Genomic DNA, 20,477 nt, shown 5'->3' with positions numbered 1-20,477 from the left:
TCCCGCGCCGCCCCGAGCTCCTCGCGAACACGCCGAGCGGCGCGTGCGATGGCGGTAGGAAGATCCGCCGGACGGACGCGCCCGCGCACGTGACCGAGCCGCCGATCGATCATGTCGGCCAGCTCAGAGATACCAAGGTCCCCACCCGCCGGAGCCCCGACATCGCCGACGGACGAAGGCGAGGTGGAAAGATCGCTGGTGGGGCTGGGCGGCCAGGAGGGCGCGGATCGCGTCGGGGAGCTCATGGCCGTGCAGGAGTCGGGTCGCCAGGTCGGCGCGGATGCAGTGCAGGGCCCGCGTGTCACCATCGGCCTTGAGTCCGCGCGCCGCAGCGCTGATCTTGTTGTAGATCGCGTGGGCGTCTTCAGCGGGCAAGTCACACAAGGCAAGGTCAGCAGTGCCGACCGGGGTGTCGAACACTTCCAGCCTGCGGCTGCGAACCGCCTGGCGCTTGCGCTCTTCAACGGCGTCGGGCGCGACCCGCTGGACGATGCGCCTGATGCGGCGACGCAGCTGCCCGGTGGTCTGATCGGACGCCTTCGCCAGCGCCGCAGCCTCGACACCACCGACAACCTCACAGGGCAGGCCGTCAGTGGTGTCGACGATGACGCGGGCTTTGGCCAGGTCGATAAGTCCGGCCTCAAGCGCGTCCCCGGTAGCGGCCAGCGCCCCGGTCAATTGCTCCGCCAGGTGCACCAGGGTGGCGGCGGTGTTCCCGGTGACGGCCAGCGCGACGGCGACTTCCTCGGTCACCGACTCACGCGCAGAAAGGACCCGGTAATCGGAATCGTCCGCGTCCTCAACCTGAGCCCGGCGCTGGGCAAGTTCAGCGATCGCGGCCAGCTCCCGCGCCTGAGCCCACGACGTTTGCCGCCGAGCCGCCGCAGCGACCTGCAAGAGCTCGTCATCAGTGAGATCGGCGAACCGCTCTTTCCCACCCGAAAGACAGACGGCCAACTGCGGCCCAGGCGGAAACCATTCCCGATCACCCCACTCACGCTGATCACCAATAGCTTCAACAATCTCGACAGGCACCGCCACCCAATCTCACCCCCCTCCACAAATCCTCCCCTCATAATATGCGAACAGACCGCAAACAATCGCAGACAATCCAGACAGGCCACAGTATTATCACCGCATTCTCCAAAGCCTCGTCATCCTAGCCGACGGCCTTTCCGCGCGAAGCGCGGCAGCAACCGAACCCCGCGCCAACCAGCAGACGAACACCCCACCCCAAACCGACTACAGCAACCAACGTGACAGCAACCGGCGCAACGAGAAACGAGCGCTCCCACCTTCGGAAGGCACCTCAGCCGCCCACCGACAGCACCGCACTTACACCAGTAGAAAAGAAGGCCCAGCCACCGCCCACCCAAAGCACCGGCCGTAAAGTGAGTGCATGATCCGCAAGTGGGATGTCGTGTACTGGTTCAGCGAACGCGCACTCCACCCATCAGCACGCCGAACGACATCGCCCCCCACAGGAACGGCCCCGCACGACCTCCGCAGGCATGGCACCGTCCTGGTCGTGACGTTCCGCGCCACCGGCGAAGCGGTGCCGACTCCCCTCTCATGCGCGGTATCAAACGGACGCCTCTACGCCAGCACCGCAGCAGACTCCGGAAAGGTGAAACGCATCCACCGGAACCCGAAAGTCCTCGTGGCACCAAGCACGGTCAGAGGCAAGCCACTAGCCCCACACACCGCAGCGACCGCCCGCGTCCTGGAGTCCCACGAGGCGGAGCACGCCGAACGAGTCCTGGACGGCAGGTACGGCGCACTCCGACGGCTGTACCGCAAGGCGGTCGACGCGAAGACAACAGACACCGCCTACCTGGAGATAACACCCACAAGACCCACCGGCCCGGGCGACGACGACCGATGAGTTTCAGACCCCCAGACGGTCTCCCCTTCAGAACGCTCAACCAGCCCGGGAGGGACTCGAGATGACCGCTAAGACCAGCAGCAAGCAGACCAAGCTAGACAAGCAGTTCAAGGCATCCCTGCAGAAGAGCCCAGCCAAGGGCGGCTGGACATACGTGATCTGGCCCGAGTCAGCGGAGTTCTTCGGCACGCGCGGCCTGGTCAAAGTCAAGGGAACCATCGACGGACACCCGTTCCAGGGCTCGTTCATGGCGCTGGGCGACGGCAACCACAAGCTGGCGGTCAAAGCGGAGCTCCGCGAGACGCTGGGCAAGGACGTAGGCGACGAGGTCACCGTCCACCTGAACGAACGCCTGGGCTAACCCGCAGCCCCCCGACTGACCCGCAGACGGGCCGATAGGAATCCGCAGACGGGCGGATGGCAGGGTTGATCTCATGCCCTCCCCCATCACCCCGCCCGCGCTGGTCCGGAACGCCGTAGAAACCTGGGGCGCGGACGGCCGGCGATGGCTGGACGCCCTGCCCACGATCATCGACGCCGTGGCGGACGACTGGCGGCTGCGCATAGGACGGATGTTCGAGCTGAGCTACCACTGGGTGGCCGAAGCCACACAGTTGGACGACGGCTCACCAGCGGTCCTCAAGCTCGGACCACCACAACCGGGCCATCTCGCAATCGAGGCGGCGGCCCTCGGCCTGTACGACGGCCGAGGCGCCGTCCGCCTGCTCAAACATGACCCGGCGCGCGGCGCACTCCTGCTGGAACGGGCCAACCCCGGCACCCTCGCCCGCACCCTCCTCCCGGACAAGGACGAGGAGGCGACGGCCGCCGTGATCACCATCATGCGGCGCCTGCATCGAACGCCCCCACCCGACTGCCCGCTACCGCACCTGTCCACAGAGAGCGCCTCATTCAAAGACCACCTACGCCGCTTCCCAGGAGACGACCCACTGCCACGCCACCTGGTCGACCGCGCCGGAAGCCTCTTCGACGAGCTCTGCTCAGACACCACCGACCAAGTCGTCCTGCACGGCGACCTTCACCACGACAACGTCCTGAAGGCGACTCGCGAACCGTGGCTGGCGATCGACCCGCACGGCTATATCGGTGACCGCGGCTACGACGCCGGAGCGCTGCTCTACAACCCCGACCCGGACGACCGCGACGAAGACCTGCTCAAACTCGTCCCCGCCCGAGTCGAGCAGCTGGCGGACGGCATGTCCCTCCCCCGCGAGCGAGTAGAAGCGTGGGGCTTCGTCACTGCCGTCCTCTCCGAAGTCTGGACGGCCGAGGCCTGGACGCCGACCCAACCAACCCAGACAACCCGGGCCTTGGACGTGGCCATGCACCTCAGCCGTCGTCAGTAGCCCAAGTCCCGTGGAACCCGAGCGGCACCCGAACCGGCAGATGGACGGTGGCGACAGGCTCCCCGGTGAAGTCCTGCGAAGCGATGATGACGAGATCAGTGGCCTGCCGACCAGGATCGAAGGTCAAGGCCATCAAATACCCATCATCCTCAGCAGAATCAGAAGACGAAGGCACGAACGCCGCCTCCCCCACCCCAGACCCCGCCGGAAAGAGCCGAGCCTCCGACGACCCCTTCACATAATCATGCTTCATCAGCGCCTCACCGGCCTGATTCTGGACGATGGCCTCCGCGGTCACCGTGTACCCGTACCGATGCGGACGCGCGACGACCCGCTCGTCCACCCGAGGAAACTCCTGGGCACGATCGTCGATCGTCTCTTGGAGAATGCTCCGCGCCGCCGGATCGATCGTCCACCGGTCGAGGGTGGGCGGCGGATTGCCCTCCAACTTTCCACCATGCATGAAGCTAGGGAAGGAAACGAGGTCCACCACCACCCGATCACCCTCGTCATAAGCATTGAGCGTGTGGAAGACCCAACACGGCGGAATGTCGATCCACCGGATGTCGTCGGCGCCGCCGTCGCGCGGCATCAGACCGATCCGGGCAGGATGCTTGGGGTTCCACGCGTACGGCAGCGGCATCCCGTCCTCGACCATTTGCATGGAGAACGTGATGGGCAGGTCATAAATGACCACGTGCTTCTGCGTCAACGCGAAGTCATGCACCATCGGCGAATCCAGAACAGGAATCTCCACCGACTTAACGATCTGCCCGGACGTGCTCAGGACGGTGTATTCCAGGTGCTCCCACCCGAAGAAATAGCCGATGGCGTGCAGCTCTCCGCTGTCCGGGTCCTTCTTGGTATGCGCCGTGTACCCGCCCTTGAGAGTCCCACCGAAATCGCAAGGCCCGAGCGTACCGAGTTCATAGTCGAGCCGATAAGGCCGAGCCCCGCCCTCGACGAGCGCATAGGTCTCTCCGGCATGCGCGATGACATGCGTATTGGGCGAGAAGTCGAAGTCCTCGACGACAGGCCCGGCGGCCCACACTTCACCGAGCCTTTCCGCGACGTCCTGTGAGCGGACCCAGCGGTTGCGGTACCACTCGGCGCGGCCGTCGCGGAGCCGGATTCCGTGGACCATGCCGTCGCCGGTGAACCAGTGGTAGGACGCGTCCTCCTCCGCTCCGAACGGTCCGAGCGGGTTCGGGCCGATGCGCAGGTAGCGGCCGCGCAGGCTGGACGGGATGCGCCCGGTGACGGGCAGGTCATGGACGGTGACCTCCTCGGCGACGGGCGCGAGGAGCCCTTGCAGGTAGGGATTCTTGAAGTTCGTCATAGTGACCTCACTTCGCGTCGATGAAGAAGCCGGACGACACGCCGCGCATGAAGGCGTCGAGGACGGCCTCGGCGTCGTCCAGGTGGCCGCCGAGCTCGAGGCTGACGAAGCCGTGGATCCCGGCCCAGAACGACGCCGCCACGTGGCCCGGGTCGGCGTCGATGAGCAGGCCGGCGGCGGCGCAGGCGCCCACGGCGTTCTCCAGGACCTCGTAGGCGGAGGCCGCCTTGGCCATCGCCTCCTCGCCTGGCTCGAACCCGGGGACGGTCTCGCCGAACATCAGCCCGTAGTAGTTGCGTTCGGCGAGCGCGTTGGCCCGGTAGGCGCGGCCGAGTTCCCGCACGTAGTCGCGCGGGTCGGGATGGTGCGGGACGGCGGCGAGGCGTTGCCGGAACCGTTCGAAGCCCTCGATGAAGAGCGCCTCGGTGAGCCCGGCCTTTCCGCCGAACATCCGGTAGAGGACGGTGGTCGAGCAGCCGGCCTCCGCCGCGATCCGGCGCAGTGCGAGGGCCTGCGACCCTTCGGCGGCCAGCAGGCGGCTGGCGGCGTCGAGGAGCGTCGTCCGGATCGCCCGGTCGCCTTGCCTCTGGGCCAGCGCGTACGCGCTGGGAGCCGCGGTGCTCTCGCTCATCCACCCTCGCAGTAACGATGTTTTTGACCAGTAACACTGTTATCGCACAGCACCGGCGGAAGGTCAACCCTCGGGGGGCCGTGGACTGTGGAACGGTTGCGGCCGGACGCGCAGCGTTTCAAAAACTCCATACCTTGGCCAGAGTTTCTCTAGTGCCGGTCCGGTCGATCTCATGAAGGTGATCATTGAATCGCCCAGGAGCCCCGACGACCGGCACCCCGCTGACCGGCACCCCGCCGATGGGCAACCGGCCGACGGGAACGGCGAAGGCTGGAGCTTCGACGAGCACGATCGCACGCTGGACCGTCTCGCCGCGCGGGAGAACTTCCCGGTCGCGACGCGGCTGCTGCCCGCCCGGCACCGCGCCGGGCTGCGGGCCGTCTACGGCTTCGCGCGGCTCGTCGACGACGTCGGCGACGAGGCGCCGCGCGAGCAGCGGGCCAAGCTGCTCGGTCTCGTGGACGACGACCTCGACCGCGTGTTCGCCGGACGGACGCCGAACCTGCCGCAGTTACGGAGGTTGGCCCCGGCCGTCCACGCGCACCGGCTCCCGGAGGAGCCGTTCCGCGATCTCGTCCGGGCGAACCGGCGGGACCAGGTCGTCCACCGCTACGAGACGTTCGCCGAGCTGACGGAGTACTGCGCGCTGTCGGCCGCGCCGGTGGGACGGATCGTCCTGCACCTGTTCCGCGCGCACGACCACCGCCCGGTGGCGGCATCCGACGACCACCGTCTGGTGGCGGCGTCCCATGACAACCGCCTGGTGGCGGCGTCCGACGACGTCTGCACGGCGCTGCAGATCATCGAGCACTGCCAGGACGCCGGGGAGGACTACCGGGCCGGGCGGATCTACCTGCCGGGCGAGGACCTCCGCCGGTTCGGCTGCGCCGAGGACGATCTCGCCCGCCCGGTGACGCCGACGCGGCTGCGGGGCGTCCTGGCGCTGGAGGCCGGGCGCGCCCGCGACCTGCTGGACGGCGGCGCCGCGCCGCTGCTGGCGGGCCTGTCGGGCTGGGCGCGGGTGGCGGTTGCGGGCTATGTGGCGGGCGGGCGTGCCGCGCTCACCGCGCTGGAGCGCGGCCGTTACGACGTCCTCGCGCGCCGCCTGCGCCCGCGGCGGGCCACGTTGCTGACCGGATGGGCGCGAGCCCTCGGAACTGAAGGGGGGAAGCGATGACGGTTTCGGAGACGTGCGAGCGTTCCGGCCAGGTCGTCGAGGCGTATCGGCACTGCGAGCGGGTGGTGCGCGAGGAGGCCCGCAACTTCTCCTACGGGATCCGGCTGATGCCGGTCCCGAAGCGGCGGGCGATGAGCGCGATCTACGCGTTCGCGCGCGGCATCGACGACATCGGCGACGGCCCTGACCCGGCGTGCGTGCGCCTGGACCTGCTCGACCGGTCGCGGCGGCGGCTGGCGACGGTGCAGGACGTGCTGCGCCGCCGCGCGGACGTCCAGGCCCTGGAGGGCCATCCGGTGCTGACCGCGCTGGCGGACGCGGCGGGCCGCTACCCGATCCCGCTGGACGCGTTCGCCGAGCTGATCGACGGCTGCGAGGACGACGTCCGCGGCGCCGACTACAAGACGTTCGACGACCTGCTGCGCTACTGCCAGCGGGTCGCGGGGACGGTCGGCCGGCTGTCGCTCGGGGTGTTCGGCGGGGAGGGCCGCCAGCGCGCCGAGGGACTGGCCGACTCGCTCGGCGTCGCGCTGCAGCTCACGAACATCCTGCGCGACCTGCGCGAGGACCGCATCGCGGGCCGGATCTACATCCCCACCGAGGACCTGGAGCGCTTCGGCTGCACCCTCAACCTGGACGATTCCGGCCAGTTCGTCGACCCGCCGTGGCGCCTGAACGAGCTGGTCGGCTTCCAGGCCGAGCGGGCACGCGCTTGGTACGCCGAGGGCCTGCGGCTACTGCCGCTACTAGATCGCCGCAGCGCCGCGTGCACGGCCGCGATGGCGGGCATCTACCGCCGCCTCCTGGAGAACATCGCGGCCCGCCCGTCCCAAGCCCTGAGCACGCGCGTGTCCCTGCCGACGTGGCAGAAGGCGGTCGTGGCGGCGCGGGCGCTGTCAGGGGTGGAGCGATGAGCGTGGTGATCGTGGGCGGCGGGCTCGCGGGCATCAGCGCCGCGATCGCGCTGCAGGAGTCGGGCGTCCCGGTGACGCTCGTGGAGTCCAGGCCGTGGCTGGGCGGCGCCACGCACTCGTTCGGGCGCGGCGAGCTGTGCGTCGACAACGGCCAGCACGTCTTCATCCGGTGCTGCTCGGCGTATCAGGGCCTGCTGCGCAGGCTGCGCGCCGACCACCTGGTGGACGTGCAGGACCGCTTCGACGTCCGCGTCCTGCGGCCGGGGGCGCCACCGGCCAGGCTGAGGCGCTCGAACCTGCCGAGCCCGCTGCACCTGCTGCCCGCGCTGGCCGGATACGCGCCGCTCCCCGTCCAGGACCGGCTCCGCGCGATCCGCGCGTCGGCGGGGATCCGGCGGCTCGACCCGGCCGACCCGGCGCTCGACGCCGTGTCGGCCGGGTCGTGGCTGGCGGAGCGCGGGCAGGGGCCGTGGGCGCGGCAGGCGCTGTGGGGCCTGTTCCTGACGTCCGCGCTGAACGCCGAGGTCGACGACGCCGCGATGGGCCTGTCGGCGATGGTGTGCCGCCGGGCGCTGTTCGGCCGCGCCGACGCCGCCGACATCGGGCTGCCGCTCGTCCCGCTGGAGGAGCTGCACGGCGGCCCGGCGCTGCGCCGCATCGCGGAGATGGGCGGGACGGTCCGGCTCAAGGCCAAGGTGGAGGCGGTCACCACCGACCCGAAGGTCGTGGTGGACGGCGTCCCGATCGCCGCCGACGCGGTGATCATGGCGGTGCCGCACGAGGCGGCGGCGCGGCTGCTGCCCGCGCAGGCGCTGCCGGACCCGCTGCGCTGGCACGAGCTGGACGCCAGCCCGATCGTGAACGTCCACGTCGTCTACGACCGGAAGGTCATGGACGGGCCGTTCGCCGCCGCCGTCGGCTCGCCCGTCCAGTGGGTGTTCGACCGGACGGCGGTCAGCGGCCTCAACACGAGCACACCGGGCCGCGGTCAGTACCTGGCGATCTCGCTGTCGGCCGCGGACCGCTGGATCGACATGCCGACCGCCGAGCTGCGCGCCCGGTTCGTGCCCGAGCTGCGGCGGCTGCTCCCCGCCGCGCGGGGCGCGGTCGTCCGGGAGCTGTTCGTGACGCGGGAGCGGCGGGCGACGTTCCGGCAGCGCCCCGGCAGCGCGTCCGTCCGGCCCGCCGCGGCGACGCGGGCGCCGGGCCTGTTCCTGGCGGGCGCGTGGACCGACACGGGCTGGCCGGACACGATGGAGGGCGCGGTGCGCAGCGGTCTCACCGCCGCCCGCCTGGTCCGTCGCCATCTGGAGCGTCCGCAAGAGCGCCACCTGGAGGGGGTGAGGGTCCGGTGACGACCGTTCCGGTCTCTCTGACCGATGTCCGCGAGCTGGTCGACGGGGCGCTGCGCGCCGCGGTCGGCCGCCTCGATCCGCGCACCTATCGTGTCGCGGCCTACCACCTGGGCTGGACGGACGAAGAGGGCCGTCCGCGCAAGACCCCGGCCGGGAAAGCGCTCCGGCCCGCTTTGGCGCTGCTCTCCGCCCGCGCGGCCCTGGCCCCGCCGGAGAGCGCCCTACCGGGTGCGGTCGCGGTGGAACTGACCCATGCGTTCTCGCTTCTGCACGACGACATCATGGACGGCGACCGGACCCGCAGGCACCGTCCGGCCGCATGGACGGTGTTCGGCGAGGCGTCCGCGATCCTGGCCGGTGACGCGCTCATGGCGCTCGCCGTCGAGGTCCTGTTGGAGGCGCCCGGGCAAGGGTCGGCGCGGGCGGCGCGCGGGCTGACCGCCACCACCCGCCGGCTCATCACCGGCCAGGCTCTCGACATGGACTTCGAGACCCGCAGGCAGATCGGCGTGGACGAATGCCTGGCGATGGCGTCCGACAAGACCGCCGCGCTGCTGGCGTGCTCGTGCTCGATCGGGGCCGTCCTGGACGGGGCGCCGGAGCCGCTGTCGGACGCGCTGGACGCATTCGGCACCGACCTCGGCATCGCGTTCCAGCTCGTGGACGATCTGCTCGGCATCTGGGGCGACCCGGCGACGACCGGGAAGCCCGCGCTGTCGGACCTGCGGTCCCGCAAGATGTCGCTGCCGATCGTCGCCGCGCTGAACGCCGACAAGCCCGAGGCCGCGCGGCTCGCCGAGCTTTACGCCCGCCCAGACCTTTCCGAGGACGACCTGGAAGAGGTGGCCGGGCTGGTGGAGGCGGCGGGCGGCCGCGCGTGGGCGGAGATGGAGGCGGAGAGCCGCATCCAGCGCGCCGCCGAGCACCTGGTCTCCGCGCGGCTGCCCGAGCCCGTCCGCGCCGAGTTCCTGCACATAGCCGACTTCGTCACCCGCAGGGACCACTGATGACAGCGGTAGAAGACACAACGGGAACCCGGACGGCGGCCGACGCGGTGGAGGCCGCGCGCGAGCATCTGCTGCTGCTCCAGTCACCGGAAGGCTGGTGGAAGGGCGAGCTGCAGACGAACGTCACGATGGACGCCGAGGACCTGCTCCTCCGCGAGTTCCTCGGCATCCGCGACGAGGACGACACCCGCGAGGCGGCCCGCTGGATCAGGTCGCAGCAGGCCGCGGACGGCACGTGGGCGAACTTCCACGACGGCCCGCCCGAGCTGTCCACGACCGTCGAGGCGTACGTGGCGCTGCGGCTCGCCGGGGACGCGCCCGACGCCGATCACATGGCCCGCGCCGCCGCCTACATCCGCGGCCAGGGCGGCGTCCCGGCGACGCGCGTGTTCACGCGTTTCTGGCTGGCGATGTTCGGCCGGTGGTCGTGGGACGAGCTGCCGGTGGTGCCACCGGAGCTGATGTTCCTGCCGCGCTGGTTCCCGCTGAACGTCTACGACTTCGCGTGCTGGGCGCGGCAGACGATCGTCCCGCTGACGGTGGTGGGGGCGGTGCGTCCCGTCCGGCCGCTGCCGTTCGAGCTGGACGAGCTGTACCCGGACTACGACGTCCCGCGTCCCACCAGAACGACCGGTTGGGACGCGGCGTTCCAGGCGCTCGACAAGGCCCTGCACATCTACCAGCGCCGCCCGGCGAAAGCCGTGAGAAGGGCCGCGCTGCGACGCGCAGCCGACTGGATCATCGCGCGGCAGGAGCGGGACGGCTCATGGGGCGGGATCCAGCCGCCGTGGGTGTATTCGCTCCTGGCCCTGCACCTTCTCGGCTACGGCCTCGACCACCCGATCATCCAACGCGGCCTGGATGGTCTCGAGCGCTTCACGATCCGCGACGAGAAGGGACGGCGGCTGGAGGCGTGCCAGTCGCCCGTCTGGGACACCGTCCTCGCCATGAACGCGCTCACCGACGCCGGTCTCCCCGCCGGGCATCCCGCGCTGGAGAGGGCGGCCGGCTGGGTGATCCGCGAGGAGGTCAAGGGCCCCGGCGACTGGTCGGTGCGGCGCCCCGAGCTGCCTCCGGGCGGCTGGGCGTTCGAGTTCGACAACGACTGCTATCCCGACGTCGACGACACGGCCGAGGTGGTCATCGCGCTGAACCGCGTCCAGCATCCGCTGGCCGAGCCGGCGATCGAGCGGGGCGTCCGGTGGATGGCGGGGATGGTCTCGAAGGACGGCGGATTCGGCGCGTTCGACGCCGACAACACCCGCACGCTGTGCCGCAGGCTGCCGTTCTGCGACTTCGGCGAGGTGATCGACCCGCCGTCCGCGGACGTCACCGCGCACGTGGTCGAGGCGATGGCGCACCGCGAGATGGCCGACTCGCTGCTGGTCAAGAGGGCGGTCGGCTGGCTGCTGAAGGCGCAGGAGCCGGACGGCTCGTGGTTCGGCCGCTGGGGCGCCAACCACGTGTACGGGACGGGCAGCGTCGTCCCCGCGCTGATCGCGGCGGGCGTCCGGCCGGAGAAGCCCGTGATCAGGGACGCGGTGGCCTGGCTGGAGCGGCACCAGCGCGACGACGGCGGCTGGGGCGAGGACCTGCGGTCCTACCGCGACCGGTCGTGGGCCGGGCACGGCGCGTCCACCGCGTCGCAGACGGCGTGGGCGCTGCTCGCGCTGCTCGCCGCCGGTGAGCGCGGCGAGTCCGTGGAGCGCGGGGTGCGGTGGCTCGTCGAGCGGCAGCGCCCGGACGGCACCTGGGACGAGGACCACTTCACCGGCACCGGTTTCCCCGGCGACTTCTACATCAACTACCACCTGTACCGCCTGGTGTTCCCCCTCAGCGCGCTGGGCCGCTACCTGAAGGGTTCGTGAGTCATGGCGATGCCATTGCGCCAGAGCCTGCGCATCGGCGGATACGTCCTGCGCAACAAGCTCCGGGGCCGCACCCGCTTCCCGCTGATCGTCGAGCTGGAGCCGCTGTACGCGTGCAACCTGGCGTGCGCGGGCTGCGGGAAGATCCAGCACCCGGCGGACGTGCTCAAGCAGCGGATGCCGGTCGAGCAGGCGGTCGCGGCGATCCGCGAGTGCGGCGCGCCGATGGTGTCGATCGCGGGCGGCGAGCCGCTGATGCACCCGCAGATCGGGGAGCTGGTCGCCGAGCTGATCAGGATGAAGCGGTACGTGTTCCTGTGCACGAACGCGGCGCTGATCCCGAAGAAGATCGACCGGTTCGAGCCGTCGCGCTACTTCGCGTGGGCGGTGCACATCGACGGGCTGCGGGAGCGGCACGACGCGTCCGTCTGCAAGGAGGGCGTGTTCGACCAGGCGGTGGACGCGATCAGGATGTGCCAGGAGCGCGGGTTCCGGGTCACGACGAACACGACGGTCTTCAACACCGACACCCCGCAGACGGTGATCGACGTCCTCGACTACCTGAACGACGACCTGCGCGTCGACCAGATGATGATCTCGCCCGCGTACGCGTACGAGAAGGCGCCCGACCAGGAGCACTTCCTCGGCGTCCAGGAGACGCGGGAGCTGTTCCGCAAGGCGTTCGCGGGCGGGCGGCGGCGCCGCTGGCGGTTCAACCACTCGCCGCTGTTCCTCGACTTCCTCGAAGGGAAGGTCGACTTCCCGTGCACGGCGTGGGCGATCCCGTCATACTCGCTGAAGGGCTGGCAGCGGCCCTGCTACCTGATGGACGACGGCTACACCGCCACCTACCAGGAGCTTCTCGACACGACCGACTGGGAAGCCTACGGGCGGGGACGCGACGACCGCTGCGCGAACTGCATGGCGCACTGCGGCCACGAGCCGACCGCCGTGTTCGCGACGATGGGCTCCCTCAAGGAGTCGCTGCGCGCCGCCCGCAGTTTCTGATCACCGGGCGGCTTGTGATCACTTCGGGCCGTCGCGGAGTTCCTCGATGACGTCGCGGACGGCGTCCATCAGGACGTCGGCGTCGTCCGCCAGCCCCGGGTCGAGGGAGAGGCCGAAGCACAGCTCGCGGTCGACGCCGAGCCCGGCGATCGCGAACGCCGTGCCGGGCGCGAGCGGGACGATCGGGTACACGGCGGTGAGCGGGGCGCCGGCGAGCCGCAGCGTCTTGTCGGGGCCGGGGAGGCTGGACACGGTGCCCTGCAGGAAGCGGCCGCTGTAGGCCATCCGCGCGAACCGGGCGTGCAGCGGGACGGGCATGAGCCGTCCGGCCTGCCACATCACGGTCCACGCGGCCTGCGCCCGCGTCCCCGACCGCAGCACCCGGCTCCGCTTGGCGATCAGCGCGAGCCGGTCGGTCTCGGACATCTTCCCGATCGGCAGGTCGACCATGACGGCGGTGGTGTGGTTGCCGACCATCGCGCTGCCGGGCGGCCGCATCATCAGCGGGACGGCGACGCGGCAGGTGCCGGGGCGTCCGTCCTCCTCGCTGACGACGCGGTTCAGCGCGCCCGCGACCGCGCACAGTACGACGTCGGTGACCCGCGCGCCGTAGCGGCGTCCCACGTCCCGGACGGTCGCGAGCGGCAGGTGCATGGTGCTGAACCGGCGCTCGGACGTGCCCGCCGCGGGCAGCCGGTCGGGCGGCGCGGTGTCGAAGGCGAGCTGCCCGAGCCCGATCACGGTGGCGAGCGCCTTGCGGAACGGCCGGCGCGGGATGCGGCCGGTGAACGGCTCGGGTGGCGGCTCCATCAGGTACACCGCCTGCGCCACGATGCCGACGCCGTCGGCGACGACGTGGTGCATCAGGTACACGACGGCGGTGCGGCCGGGTTCGGCGCCTTTCAGCACGACCATGCGCCAGGGCGGCCGGTCGAGCGGCAGGGCCTGCGACTGGAGTTCGGCGACGGCGGCGCGCAGGCCGGGCATGCCGTCGACGCGCCGTTCGGTGACGTGCCACTCCCAGTCGACCGGCTGATGGTCGCGCCAGACGGGCCGGCGCCAGCGGCCCCGCCGGACGAGCCGCTGCCGGAACCGGGGCAGCCCGCCCAGCCGCTCGTTGATCACGCGGACGAGGTCGTCGCGGCCGACGTCCTTCCGGGACGTGTCCAGCATGATCACGCCCCCGGGGTGCTGCGGGGCCTCGGGCGTCTCCACCGCGAGGAAGAACGCGTCGGGGCCCGCGGCCCGGGCCCCCGCCGGGCGGGCGATGCGCTCGGCGACGAACACGGCGGCGAACACGTACGGGACGGCGATGATCGCGTCGAGGATGAAGTGGTTCGCGGTGGCCAGGATCACGTACAGGGTGACCAGGACGTGCACCGCGTTCAGCACCTGCACCCAGCGCTTGGCGTTCACGCGGGCCAGCTCGACGCCGACCCACAGCGTCCAGCCCATGTGCAGGGACGGCACGGCGGCGAACTTGTCGGCGTGCTCGACCAGCGGCGACCCCCACGACCCCCAGGTGCGGCCCTGCAGGACGGTGTCGATGAACCCGAGGTCGGGCATGAGCCGCGGCGGCATGACGGGATACAGCGCGAACGTCGCGAGGCCGCCGAGGTTCAGCAGGATGAAGGCGTTGCGGGCCGTCCGGTACCGCTCGGGATGCCGGATGAACAGCCAGATCAGCAGCGCCAGCGCGCTCGCGATGTAGGTGATCGCGTACTCGTAGTTCGCCAGCACCCGCAGGACCGACTGGTCGGCGAGCCAGCGGTTGAGGCCGAGCTCCACGTCGAGGCGCAGCGCCTTCTCCAGGTTGAAGAGCGCCTCGCCGTTCTCGCGGGCGGTCGCCGTCCTGCCCTCTGCCGGCAGGTTGGCGATCACCGCGTACAGCGCGGTCAGCAGCAGCCCGATCAGCAGTTCCCGGCGGACGCGCAGGCCGGGGCGCGGCGCGTCCGATGTGAGCACCGCGTCACGCGCGGTCACCGCTTCGTGTGTGCCCATCGTCCTCCTCATACGCCTGTTACCCACGTTTCCGGACGATCAGACGGCTCCGGGAACCATCTGGCGCATCCGGACGTCATCGATATATCGTTGTCGTATCGCGAGGGGTCATAGAGATCTCTCAGAAGGTGGTGTAGAACATGGGTCACATGCATGGCCGCGGCCCCTGGGGCGACTTCCCGTTCGGCGCGCTGTTCGGCGGCGGCCACGGACACGGCCCCTTCCCGGGCCCGTGGGGCGGGCCGCGCCCGCCGTGGGCGCGCGGGCGCGGCGGGCCGTGGGGGCGGGGCCCCAAGGCGCGCAAGGGGAACGTCCGCGCGGCGATCCTCGTGCTGCTCGCCGAGGAGCCGCGCAACGGCTACCAGATCATCCAGGAGATCAACGAGCGCAGCGACGGCGCGTGGAAGCCGTCCCCCGGCGCGGTCTACCCGGCGCTCCAGCAGCTCGCGGACGAGGGCCTGATCGCGGGCGAGGAGGCCGGCGGGCGCCGGTCGTTCCACCTGACCGACGAGGGCCGCGCCTACGTCGCCGAGCACGGCGACCGGCTGGCCGAGCCGTGGGCCGAGATGACGCCCGAGTTCGGCGAGGGCGTTCCGGAGCTGTTCAAGCAGGCCGCGCAGACGGGCGCCGCGGTGATGCAGATCGTCCACTCCGGCTCGCCGGAGCAGGTCGACCGGGCCAGGGACGTCCTGTCGGACGCGCGGCGCGACCTCTACCGCATCCTGGCCGACGAGGACACCGGCACGGATGCCGACGACGACGCCGGGCCGACGGCCGCGGGCACCAGGGAGTGATCATGGCACGCCAGGATGAGATCCGGATCGGCGACGCCGAGCGCGACGCGGTCATGCTCGCCCTGCACGACCATTTCGCGGCGGGACGCCTCGACCGCGCCGAACTGGACGAGCGCCTCGACGCCGTGCTGTCCGCCAAGACGCGCGGCGACCTGCGCGCGCATGTCCGCGACCTGCCGCCGCCGACCGGGCTGCCCGAGCCGGAGAAGGCGCCGGACGTCCCCTGGCAGCAGGGGGCGGCCGTGATGTTCGGCGGGCCGGGGCATCCCGCGTGGCGGCACCATCACATGCGGCGGCACCATCACTACCACGGGCCGCACTTCAAGGCGTTCCCGCTGATGCTCGCGGTGTTCCTGGTGCTGGCGTTCACGGTCGGGCCGGGCGCGGGGTTCCTCGCCGTCCTGCAGATCGCGCTGGCCATCTGGGTCATCCGCGCCGTGATGCTGGCGGCCGGGGTCCGCCGGTCCCGCACCCGTGCCTGACGCGGGGCTCAGCGCAGGCCCGCGTCGCGGGCGACGAGCCCCGCCTGGGTGCGGTTGGCGCAGCCCAGCTTGTCGAGCAGCCGGGACACGTGGCCCTTGACGGTGGCCTCGCTGAGGTGGAGGCGTCCCGCGATCTGCGCGTTGGACAGGCCCTCGCCGAGGCAGGCCAGCACCTGCGTCTCCCGTCCGGTGAGGCCGCCGACGAGCGCCCGGGTCCGGTCGCGGCCCGCCGCGCGGGCGTCCGCCGTGCCGAGCAGCCGCATGGTCGCGGCGGCCGACATCACGGTGTGCCCGTCGGCGGCGACCCGGACGAGCCTCACCAGGTCCTCCGGCGGCGTCGACTTCAGCAGGAAGCCCGCCGCGCCCGCCCGCAGCGCCCGCAGGACGTACTCGTCGGCGTCGAACGTCGTCAGCGCGACCACGGCGGGCGGGGAGCGCAGCGCGGCGATCCGCTCGATGGCGGCGAGGCCGTCCACGCCCGGCATCCGCAGGTCCATGAGCACCACGTGCGGCCGGTGCCGGACGACGGCCTCCACCCCGGCGGCCCCGTCGTGCGCCTCCCCGACCACCTGGACGTCGTCGGCCGCGCCGAGGATGGTGCGCAGGTGCGCGCACACCATCGGCTCGTCGTCCACCAGCAGGACCGTGATCACGGCTTCGCCACCGGGACGTAGGCGGGCAGGGACGCCTCGACGCGGAACCCGTCCAGGTGCGGGCCTGCGGTGAACGTCCCGCCGATCAGCTCGACGCGCTCGCGCAGCCCGGCCAGGCCCATGCCGGACCCGCTGGCCGCCAGCTCGGCGTCCGGTTCGCGCGCCGCGGCCGCGCTGCGGACGGTCAGCGTCACGCCGTCGGTGCGGTAGCGGACGTCCACCTGGACGGCGGCGCCCGGCGCGTGCTTGCGGGCGTTGGTCAGCGCCTCCTGGACGACCCGGTACGCGGTCCGTCCCACGGCGGGCGACGCGGGCGGCGGGTCGCCGTGCTCGGCAAGCTCGACCGGGACGCCTACCGCCGCCGACTCGGCGACCAGCGCCGACAAATCGGGCAGGTCGGGCAGCGGCCCGGAGTCGGCCGGGGGCTCCGCCGCCTGGTCGCGGCGCAGCAGGCCGATGACGTCGCGGAGCTCTTCGAGGGCCAGGCAGCCGGTGCCGCGCAACTCCTCGGCCGCCTCGCGGGTCGGGTCGTCCTTCGCCCGGACGCGCAGCGCTCCCGCCTGCAGCACCATCAGCGTCACCCGGTGCGCGACGACGTCGTGCATCTCGGCGGCGAGCCGGGCGCGCTCCTCCGCGCGGGCCCGCTCGGCCAGCAGATGCCGCTCGCGCTCGGCGCGTTCGGCCCGCTCGGTGAGGCCCTGGACCACGCGGCGGCGGGCGGCGGCGTACATGCCGATCAGCGCCGCCACCGCCACGGCGACCACGCTGCGGAACACCAGCGCCTCGACGCTGTCGGTCTCCTGCGACGAGAACCGCCGCATGGCCGAGCCGGGCAGGACGTCGTCCAGGACCCCGACGGGGAGGATCAGCGCGGCGACGGGCAGCGCGCGGATCCAGACCGGGCGGGCGCCGTCGCGCGGGAACGCCATCGCCGCGTACGCGGCGAGCGGCGCGGTCGGCGGCCACCAGACCGGCGGGCTGAGGGCGTGGTCGGCGTCGACGCGCAGCAGCGTCCCCGGCGCGGCCTGTTCGACGACCCAGATCAGGGCGGCGAGGGCGGCGGTGATCCACGCGACCGTCATGGGCGCGCGGCGCCGGAACGCCAGCGCGAGCGCGGGGACCAGGAGCAGCGCCAGCGTCGCGCCGCCGTGCGGGCGGACGATCGTGCCCGCGTCCGCGCCCAGGCTCAGTGCCACGCCGACCGCGACGACGAGGGCGTCGGCGGTCAGGTCGCGGGACCGTCCGGGCGGGAGGAGCCGCGCGAGTACAGGACGCGGCCCGGCCCGCATGAAGCGCAGGTGCACAGGAACACGGTACGCACCTGAACGAGGCGCGCGACCCCTACGAAAGTCGCGTCCCGGAGGCGGTTGGTAGGTCGTTCGTAGGCGCGGACACCACGATTCGCGCTGCCGGGCGGCGGCCCGTCCGGGCTGGAATCGGCTCCATGATGTTCAAGCTCGTGCTCCGCGGCCTCCTCGCGCACCGTGCCCGCCTGCTGCTGTCGACGGTCGCGGTGGTCGCCGGCGTCGCGTTCGTCGCCGGGACGCTGATCTTCTCCGCCACGCTGGACCGCTCGTTCGACCGGGCCTTCGACGATCTGGGCCGCGGCACGGACGTCGTCGTCCGGACGGACCGGGCGTTCGAGCCGGGGCTCGGCGAGCGGGCGTCGGAGCGTCCCGTCCCGGAGACGGTGCTGGCGGCCGTCCAGGGCGTGGACGGGGTGGCGAAGGCCCACGGCGTCGTCACCGGGTTCGCCGCCGTCGTCGACCGGCACGGCAAGATCGTCGGCGCGGAGCCGCAGACCGGGGTGGCGTGGGACGGCGATCCCGACCTGTCGCTCCCCCGCCTCACGTCCGGGACGCCGCCCGCCGCGCCGGACGAGATCGCCGTCGACGTCACGACCGCCGCCGACGCCGGATACCGCGTCGGCGACCAGGTCAAGGTGGCGCTGGCCGCGGGCACGCGCGCGTTCCGGCTGACGGGCCTGTTCGAGGTGGGCGACTCGGCGCTGAGCGACCAGCTCTCGATGACGGCGTTCGCGCCGGAGACCGCGCGGCGGCTGCTGTCCGACCATCCCGGCACGTATGCGCGGATCGTCGTGCACGGGGACGACGGCGTCCCGCAGGAACGGCTCCGGGACGCGGTCGCGGCGGCCCTCCCGCCCGGCGTCGAGGCGATCACCGGGCGGGAGGCCGTCGACGAGCAGGCGGCGTCGTTCACGGAGATCCTCAAGGCCCTGCGGACGTTCCTGCTGGTCTTCGCCGTGATCGCGGTGTTCGTCGGCTCGTTCATCATCTTCAACACGTTCGCGATGCTGGTGAGCGGGCGGGTGCGGGAGCTGGCGCTGCTGCGCGCGGTCGGGGCGTCGCGCGGGCAGGTGACGCGGTCGGTGCTCGGCGAGGCGGCCGGGGTCGGGCTGGCGGGCTCCACGCTGGGCCTGGCGGCGGGCGCGGGCGTCGCGGCCGGGCTGGCGCGGCTGATGACCGTCGTCACGGGCGGCGAGGAGCTGCCGTTCGGGACGCTCGTGATCCCGCCCTCGGCGGTGCTCGCGTCCTACGGGGTGGGGACGCTCGTCACGCTGGGCGCCGCGTTCGTCCCGGCGCGGCGCGCGTCGCGGATCCCGCCCGTCGCCGCGCTCCGCGAGGGGAAGGCGGCGCCGCGCCCGCTGCGCGGCCGGGCGGTGTGCGGCGGCGTCGCGCTCGCGGCGGGCGGCGGCCTGGTCGCTGCCGGGCTCGCGGCGGACGGGTCGGCGGCGCTGACTCTCGCCGGGGCTGGCGCGATGGCGCTGTTCGCGGGGGTGGTCGTGGTGTCGCCGGTCGTCAGCCGCCCGGTCATCCGCGTCCTGGCCTGGCCGTTCGCCCGGTTCGGCGGGAGTTCCGGCCGGATGGGCGGGCGGAACGCGCTGCGCGACCCCCGGCAGACGGCGGCGACCGCGTCCGCGCTGACGATCGGGCTCGCGCTGATCGCGACGGTGTCGGTGATCGTCCAGTCGATGGCGTCGTCGGTGGACCGGCAGCTCGACGCGGGCCTCACCGCCGACTACCAGGTCACGGGGCGCAGCCAGATCACGCCGGTCGCGGCGGAGGCGGCGGGCGCGGTGGCGGGCGTGGGCGGCGTGCGGTCGGCGATCCCGATCCGGACGGCGCGGTTCGAGCTGAACGGCTCCGTCCGGACGGCGGCGGCGGGTTCACCGGGCGAGCTGCTCGGCCATTTCCGGCTGCCGCTCCAGGAGGGGACGCCGTCCGCACGCGGGGACGCCCTGCTCGTCGGCCGCAGCGTCGCGACGTCGCAGGGCTGGACGGCGGGCACCACGATCCAGGGCCGCTACCAGGACGGGACGCGCCGGACGTTCCGCGTCGCGGGGATCTACGCCGACCGGCCGTCCGTCACCCCGTCCGCCCCATCCATGATCATCGACTGGGCGGCGTACCGGACGCGCGACCCGGACGCGCCCATCGACCGCATCGAGATCAACGTCACGGGCGCGGGCAGGGGCGCGCTGGAGGCGGCGCTCGCCCCCTGGCCCAACCTGGAGCTGAAGGACCGCGCCCAGGTGAAGGACGACGCCGCCGGGGACATCGACCTGTTCCTCAACCTCGTCCTCGGCCTGCTGGTGCTGTCGGTCCTGGTGGCGGCGCTCGGCATCGTCAACACGCTGGCGCTCGCCGTCACCGAGCGGACGCGGGAGATCGGCCTGCTCCGCGCCGTCGGGATGCAGCGCCGCCAGCTCCGCCGGATGATCCGGTACGAGGCGGTCGTGGTGTCGCTGTTCGGCGCGGCGGCGGGGGTCGGGACGGGCGTCGTCCTCGGGATCGTCCTGCAGCACGCGATGGCGGAGGGGGACGGAGGCATGGAGGTCCTCGCGATCCCGTACGGGCGGCTGGCGGTGTGCGTCGCGGCGGCCGCGCTGATCGGCGTGGTCGCGGCCGTGTGGCCCGCGCGCCGCGCCGCCCGGATGAACGTCCTCCAGGCGATCGCGACCGAGTAGGTCAGGCG

The 20,477-nt window shown here is 72.1% G+C and carries 18 protein-coding genes; 12 read left to right on the top strand and 6 right to left on the bottom strand.

Annotated elements, in window-relative coordinates; all coding sequences use genetic code 11:
• Positions 1-123: 123 nt before the first annotated feature.
• Positions 124-1,041 (bottom strand): DUF222 domain-containing protein, encoded by a 918-nt coding sequence (locus E1287_RS15725; protein ID WP_131965683.1) that lies wholly within the window; start codon positions 1,039-1,041, stop codon positions 124-126.
• Positions 1,042-1,399: 358 nt separating this feature from the next.
• Here E1287_RS15725 and E1287_RS15720 point away from each other — a divergent pair, with 358 nt between their 5' ends.
• From E1287_RS15720 to E1287_RS15710, 3 genes are all read left to right on the top strand, one after another.
• Positions 1,400-1,885: a PPOX class F420-dependent oxidoreductase gene (locus tag E1287_RS15720; RefSeq protein ID WP_131965682.1), complete on the top strand. Its 486-nt coding sequence runs from the start codon at positions 1,400-1,402 to the stop codon at positions 1,883-1,885.
• A 61-nt stretch (positions 1,886-1,946) separates the two neighbouring features.
• Complete coding sequence (locus E1287_RS15715; protein WP_131965681.1) at positions 1,947-2,246, top strand: DUF1905 domain-containing protein; 300 nt, start codon at positions 1,947-1,949, stop codon at positions 2,244-2,246.
• Positions 2,247-2,319: 73 nt separating this feature from the next.
• A complete protein-coding gene (locus tag E1287_RS15710) occupies positions 2,320-3,252 on the top strand; it encodes an aminoglycoside phosphotransferase family protein (protein ID WP_131965680.1) in 933 nt (310 codons plus the stop codon).
• Here the strand turns inward: E1287_RS15710 and E1287_RS15705 are convergent.
• Together E1287_RS15705 and E1287_RS15700 are read right to left on the bottom strand one after the other, a co-directional pair.
• Entirely contained in the window at positions 3,236-4,591 is a 1,356-nt protein-coding gene (locus E1287_RS15705; protein WP_131965679.1) for a carotenoid oxygenase family protein, read from the bottom strand. The two genes, E1287_RS15710 and E1287_RS15705, sit on opposite strands and share 17 nt — an antisense overlap.
• 7 nt (positions 4,592-4,598) lie before the next feature.
• Complete coding sequence (locus E1287_RS15700) at positions 4,599-5,222, bottom strand: TetR/AcrR family transcriptional regulator (RefSeq protein ID WP_131965678.1); 624 nt, start codon at positions 5,220-5,222, stop codon at positions 4,599-4,601.
• Between the two features lie 172 nt (positions 5,223-5,394).
• Between E1287_RS15700 and E1287_RS15695 the strand changes: the two genes are divergently transcribed.
• From E1287_RS15695 to hpnH, 6 genes are read left to right on the top strand one after another with little or no spacing between them, the layout of a single operon-like run.
• Entirely contained in the window at positions 5,395-6,399 is a 1,005-nt protein-coding gene (locus E1287_RS15695) for a squalene/phytoene synthase family protein (RefSeq protein ID WP_131965677.1), read from the top strand.
• Complete coding sequence (gene hpnD, locus E1287_RS15690; protein ID WP_131965676.1) at positions 6,396-7,313, top strand: presqualene diphosphate synthase HpnD; 918 nt, start codon at positions 6,396-6,398, stop codon at positions 7,311-7,313. The genes E1287_RS15695 and hpnD overlap by 4 nt, the downstream gene beginning before the upstream one ends.
• Positions 7,310-8,668 (top strand): hydroxysqualene dehydroxylase HpnE, encoded by a 1,359-nt coding sequence (gene hpnE, locus E1287_RS15685; protein ID WP_165969020.1) that lies wholly within the window; start codon positions 7,310-7,312, stop codon positions 8,666-8,668. Before hpnD ends, hpnE begins: the two co-directional genes overlap by 4 nt.
• Positions 8,665-9,675 carry a polyprenyl synthetase family protein gene (locus tag E1287_RS15680; RefSeq protein ID WP_131965675.1) on the top strand — a complete coding sequence of 337 codons (1,011 nt, stop codon included), beginning with the start codon at positions 8,665-8,667 and terminating at the stop codon, positions 9,673-9,675. Before hpnE ends, E1287_RS15680 begins: the two co-directional genes overlap by 4 nt.
• Positions 9,675-11,543: a squalene--hopene cyclase gene (gene shc, locus E1287_RS15675; protein WP_131965674.1), complete on the top strand. Its 1,869-nt coding sequence runs from the start codon at positions 9,675-9,677 to the stop codon at positions 11,541-11,543. The genes E1287_RS15680 and shc overlap by 1 nt, the downstream gene beginning before the upstream one ends.
• Positions 11,544-11,546: 3 nt before the next feature.
• Complete coding sequence (gene hpnH / locus E1287_RS15670) at positions 11,547-12,551, top strand: adenosyl-hopene transferase HpnH (protein ID WP_131965673.1); 1,005 nt, start codon at positions 11,547-11,549, stop codon at positions 12,549-12,551.
• A gap of 18 nt (positions 12,552-12,569) precedes the next feature.
• Here the strand turns inward: hpnH and E1287_RS15665 are convergent, their stop codons facing one another.
• Positions 12,570-14,552: a phosphatase PAP2 family protein gene (locus E1287_RS15665; RefSeq protein ID WP_165969019.1), complete on the bottom strand. Its 1,983-nt coding sequence runs from the start codon at positions 14,550-14,552 to the stop codon at positions 12,570-12,572.
• A gap of 140 nt (positions 14,553-14,692) precedes the next feature.
• On the opposite strand from E1287_RS15665, the gene E1287_RS15660 reads away from it, so the two are divergent.
• Positions 14,693-15,346 (top strand): PadR family transcriptional regulator, encoded by a 654-nt coding sequence (locus E1287_RS15660; protein WP_131965671.1) that lies wholly within the window; start codon positions 14,693-14,695, stop codon positions 15,344-15,346.
• A 2-nt stretch (positions 15,347-15,348) separates the two neighbouring features.
• Complete coding sequence (locus E1287_RS44755; protein WP_207934236.1) at positions 15,349-15,828, top strand: DUF1707 domain-containing protein; 480 nt, start codon at positions 15,349-15,351, stop codon at positions 15,826-15,828.
• Between the two features lie 8 nt (positions 15,829-15,836).
• On the opposite strand, the gene E1287_RS15650 is transcribed toward E1287_RS44755, so the two are convergent.
• Together E1287_RS15650 and E1287_RS15645 are read right to left on the bottom strand one after the other, a co-directional pair.
• Complete coding sequence (locus E1287_RS15650) at positions 15,837-16,481, bottom strand: response regulator transcription factor (protein ID WP_131965670.1); 645 nt, start codon at positions 16,479-16,481, stop codon at positions 15,837-15,839.
• The gene (locus E1287_RS15645) at positions 16,478-17,785 is read right to left on the bottom strand and encodes a histidine kinase (protein ID WP_207934235.1); all 1,308 of its coding nucleotides are present in this window, start codon (positions 17,783-17,785) and stop codon (positions 16,478-16,480) included. The genes E1287_RS15650 and E1287_RS15645 overlap by 4 nt, the downstream gene beginning before the upstream one ends.
• A gap of 140 nt (positions 17,786-17,925) precedes the next feature.
• Between E1287_RS15645 and E1287_RS15640 the strand changes: the two genes are divergently transcribed.
• Positions 17,926-20,469 (top strand): ABC transporter permease, encoded by a 2,544-nt coding sequence (locus E1287_RS15640; protein ID WP_131965669.1) that lies wholly within the window; start codon positions 17,926-17,928, stop codon positions 20,467-20,469.
• The last annotated feature ends 8 nt before the right edge of the window (positions 20,470-20,477 follow it).

Source organism: Actinomadura sp. KC06, from assembly GCF_004348735.1.
Lineage (GTDB): Bacteria > Actinomycetota > Actinomycetes > Streptosporangiales > Streptosporangiaceae > Spirillospora.
The sequence above is the reverse complement of the archived record's forward strand: the minus strand, read 5'-3'. Positions and strand labels throughout refer to the sequence as shown.

What these genes read in the sequence shown, in the direction of transcription:
- E1287_RS15720 (WP_131965682.1), top strand. Translation starts at nt 1,400, where the DNA reads ATGATCCGCAAGTGGGATGTCGTGTACTGGTTCAGCGAACGCGCACTC.
- E1287_RS15715 (WP_131965681.1), top strand. Translation starts at nt 1,947, where the DNA reads ATGACCGCTAAGACCAGCAGCAAGCAGACCAAGCTAGACAAGCAGTTC.
- E1287_RS15710 (WP_131965680.1), top strand. Translation starts at nt 2,320, where the DNA reads ATGCCCTCCCCCATCACCCCGCCCGCGCTGGTCCGGAACGCCGTAGAA.
- E1287_RS15705 (WP_131965679.1), bottom strand. Translation starts at nt 4,591, where the DNA reads ATGACGAACTTCAAGAATCCCTACCTGCAAGGGCTCCTCGCGCCCGTC.
- E1287_RS15700 (WP_131965678.1), bottom strand. Translation starts at nt 5,222, where the DNA reads ATGAGCGAGAGCACCGCGGCTCCCAGCGCGTACGCGCTGGCCCAGAGG.
- E1287_RS15695 (WP_131965677.1), top strand. Translation starts at nt 5,395, where the DNA reads ATGAAGGTGATCATTGAATCGCCCAGGAGCCCCGACGACCGGCACCCC.
- hpnD (WP_131965676.1), top strand. Translation starts at nt 6,396, where the DNA reads ATGACGGTTTCGGAGACGTGCGAGCGTTCCGGCCAGGTCGTCGAGGCG.
- hpnE (WP_165969020.1), top strand. Translation starts at nt 7,310, where the DNA reads ATGAGCGTGGTGATCGTGGGCGGCGGGCTCGCGGGCATCAGCGCCGCG.
- shc (WP_131965674.1), top strand. Translation starts at nt 9,675, where the DNA reads ATGACAGCGGTAGAAGACACAACGGGAACCCGGACGGCGGCCGACGCG.
- hpnH (WP_131965673.1), top strand. Translation starts at nt 11,547, where the DNA reads ATGGCGATGCCATTGCGCCAGAGCCTGCGCATCGGCGGATACGTCCTG.
- E1287_RS15665 (WP_165969019.1), bottom strand. Translation starts at nt 14,552, where the DNA reads ATGGGCACACACGAAGCGGTGACCGCGCGTGACGCGGTGCTCACATCG.
- E1287_RS15660 (WP_131965671.1), top strand. Translation starts at nt 14,693, where the DNA reads ATGGGTCACATGCATGGCCGCGGCCCCTGGGGCGACTTCCCGTTCGGC.
- E1287_RS44755 (WP_207934236.1), top strand. Translation starts at nt 15,349, where the DNA reads ATGGCACGCCAGGATGAGATCCGGATCGGCGACGCCGAGCGCGACGCG.
- E1287_RS15640 (WP_131965669.1), top strand. Translation starts at nt 17,926, where the DNA reads ATGATGTTCAAGCTCGTGCTCCGCGGCCTCCTCGCGCACCGTGCCCGC.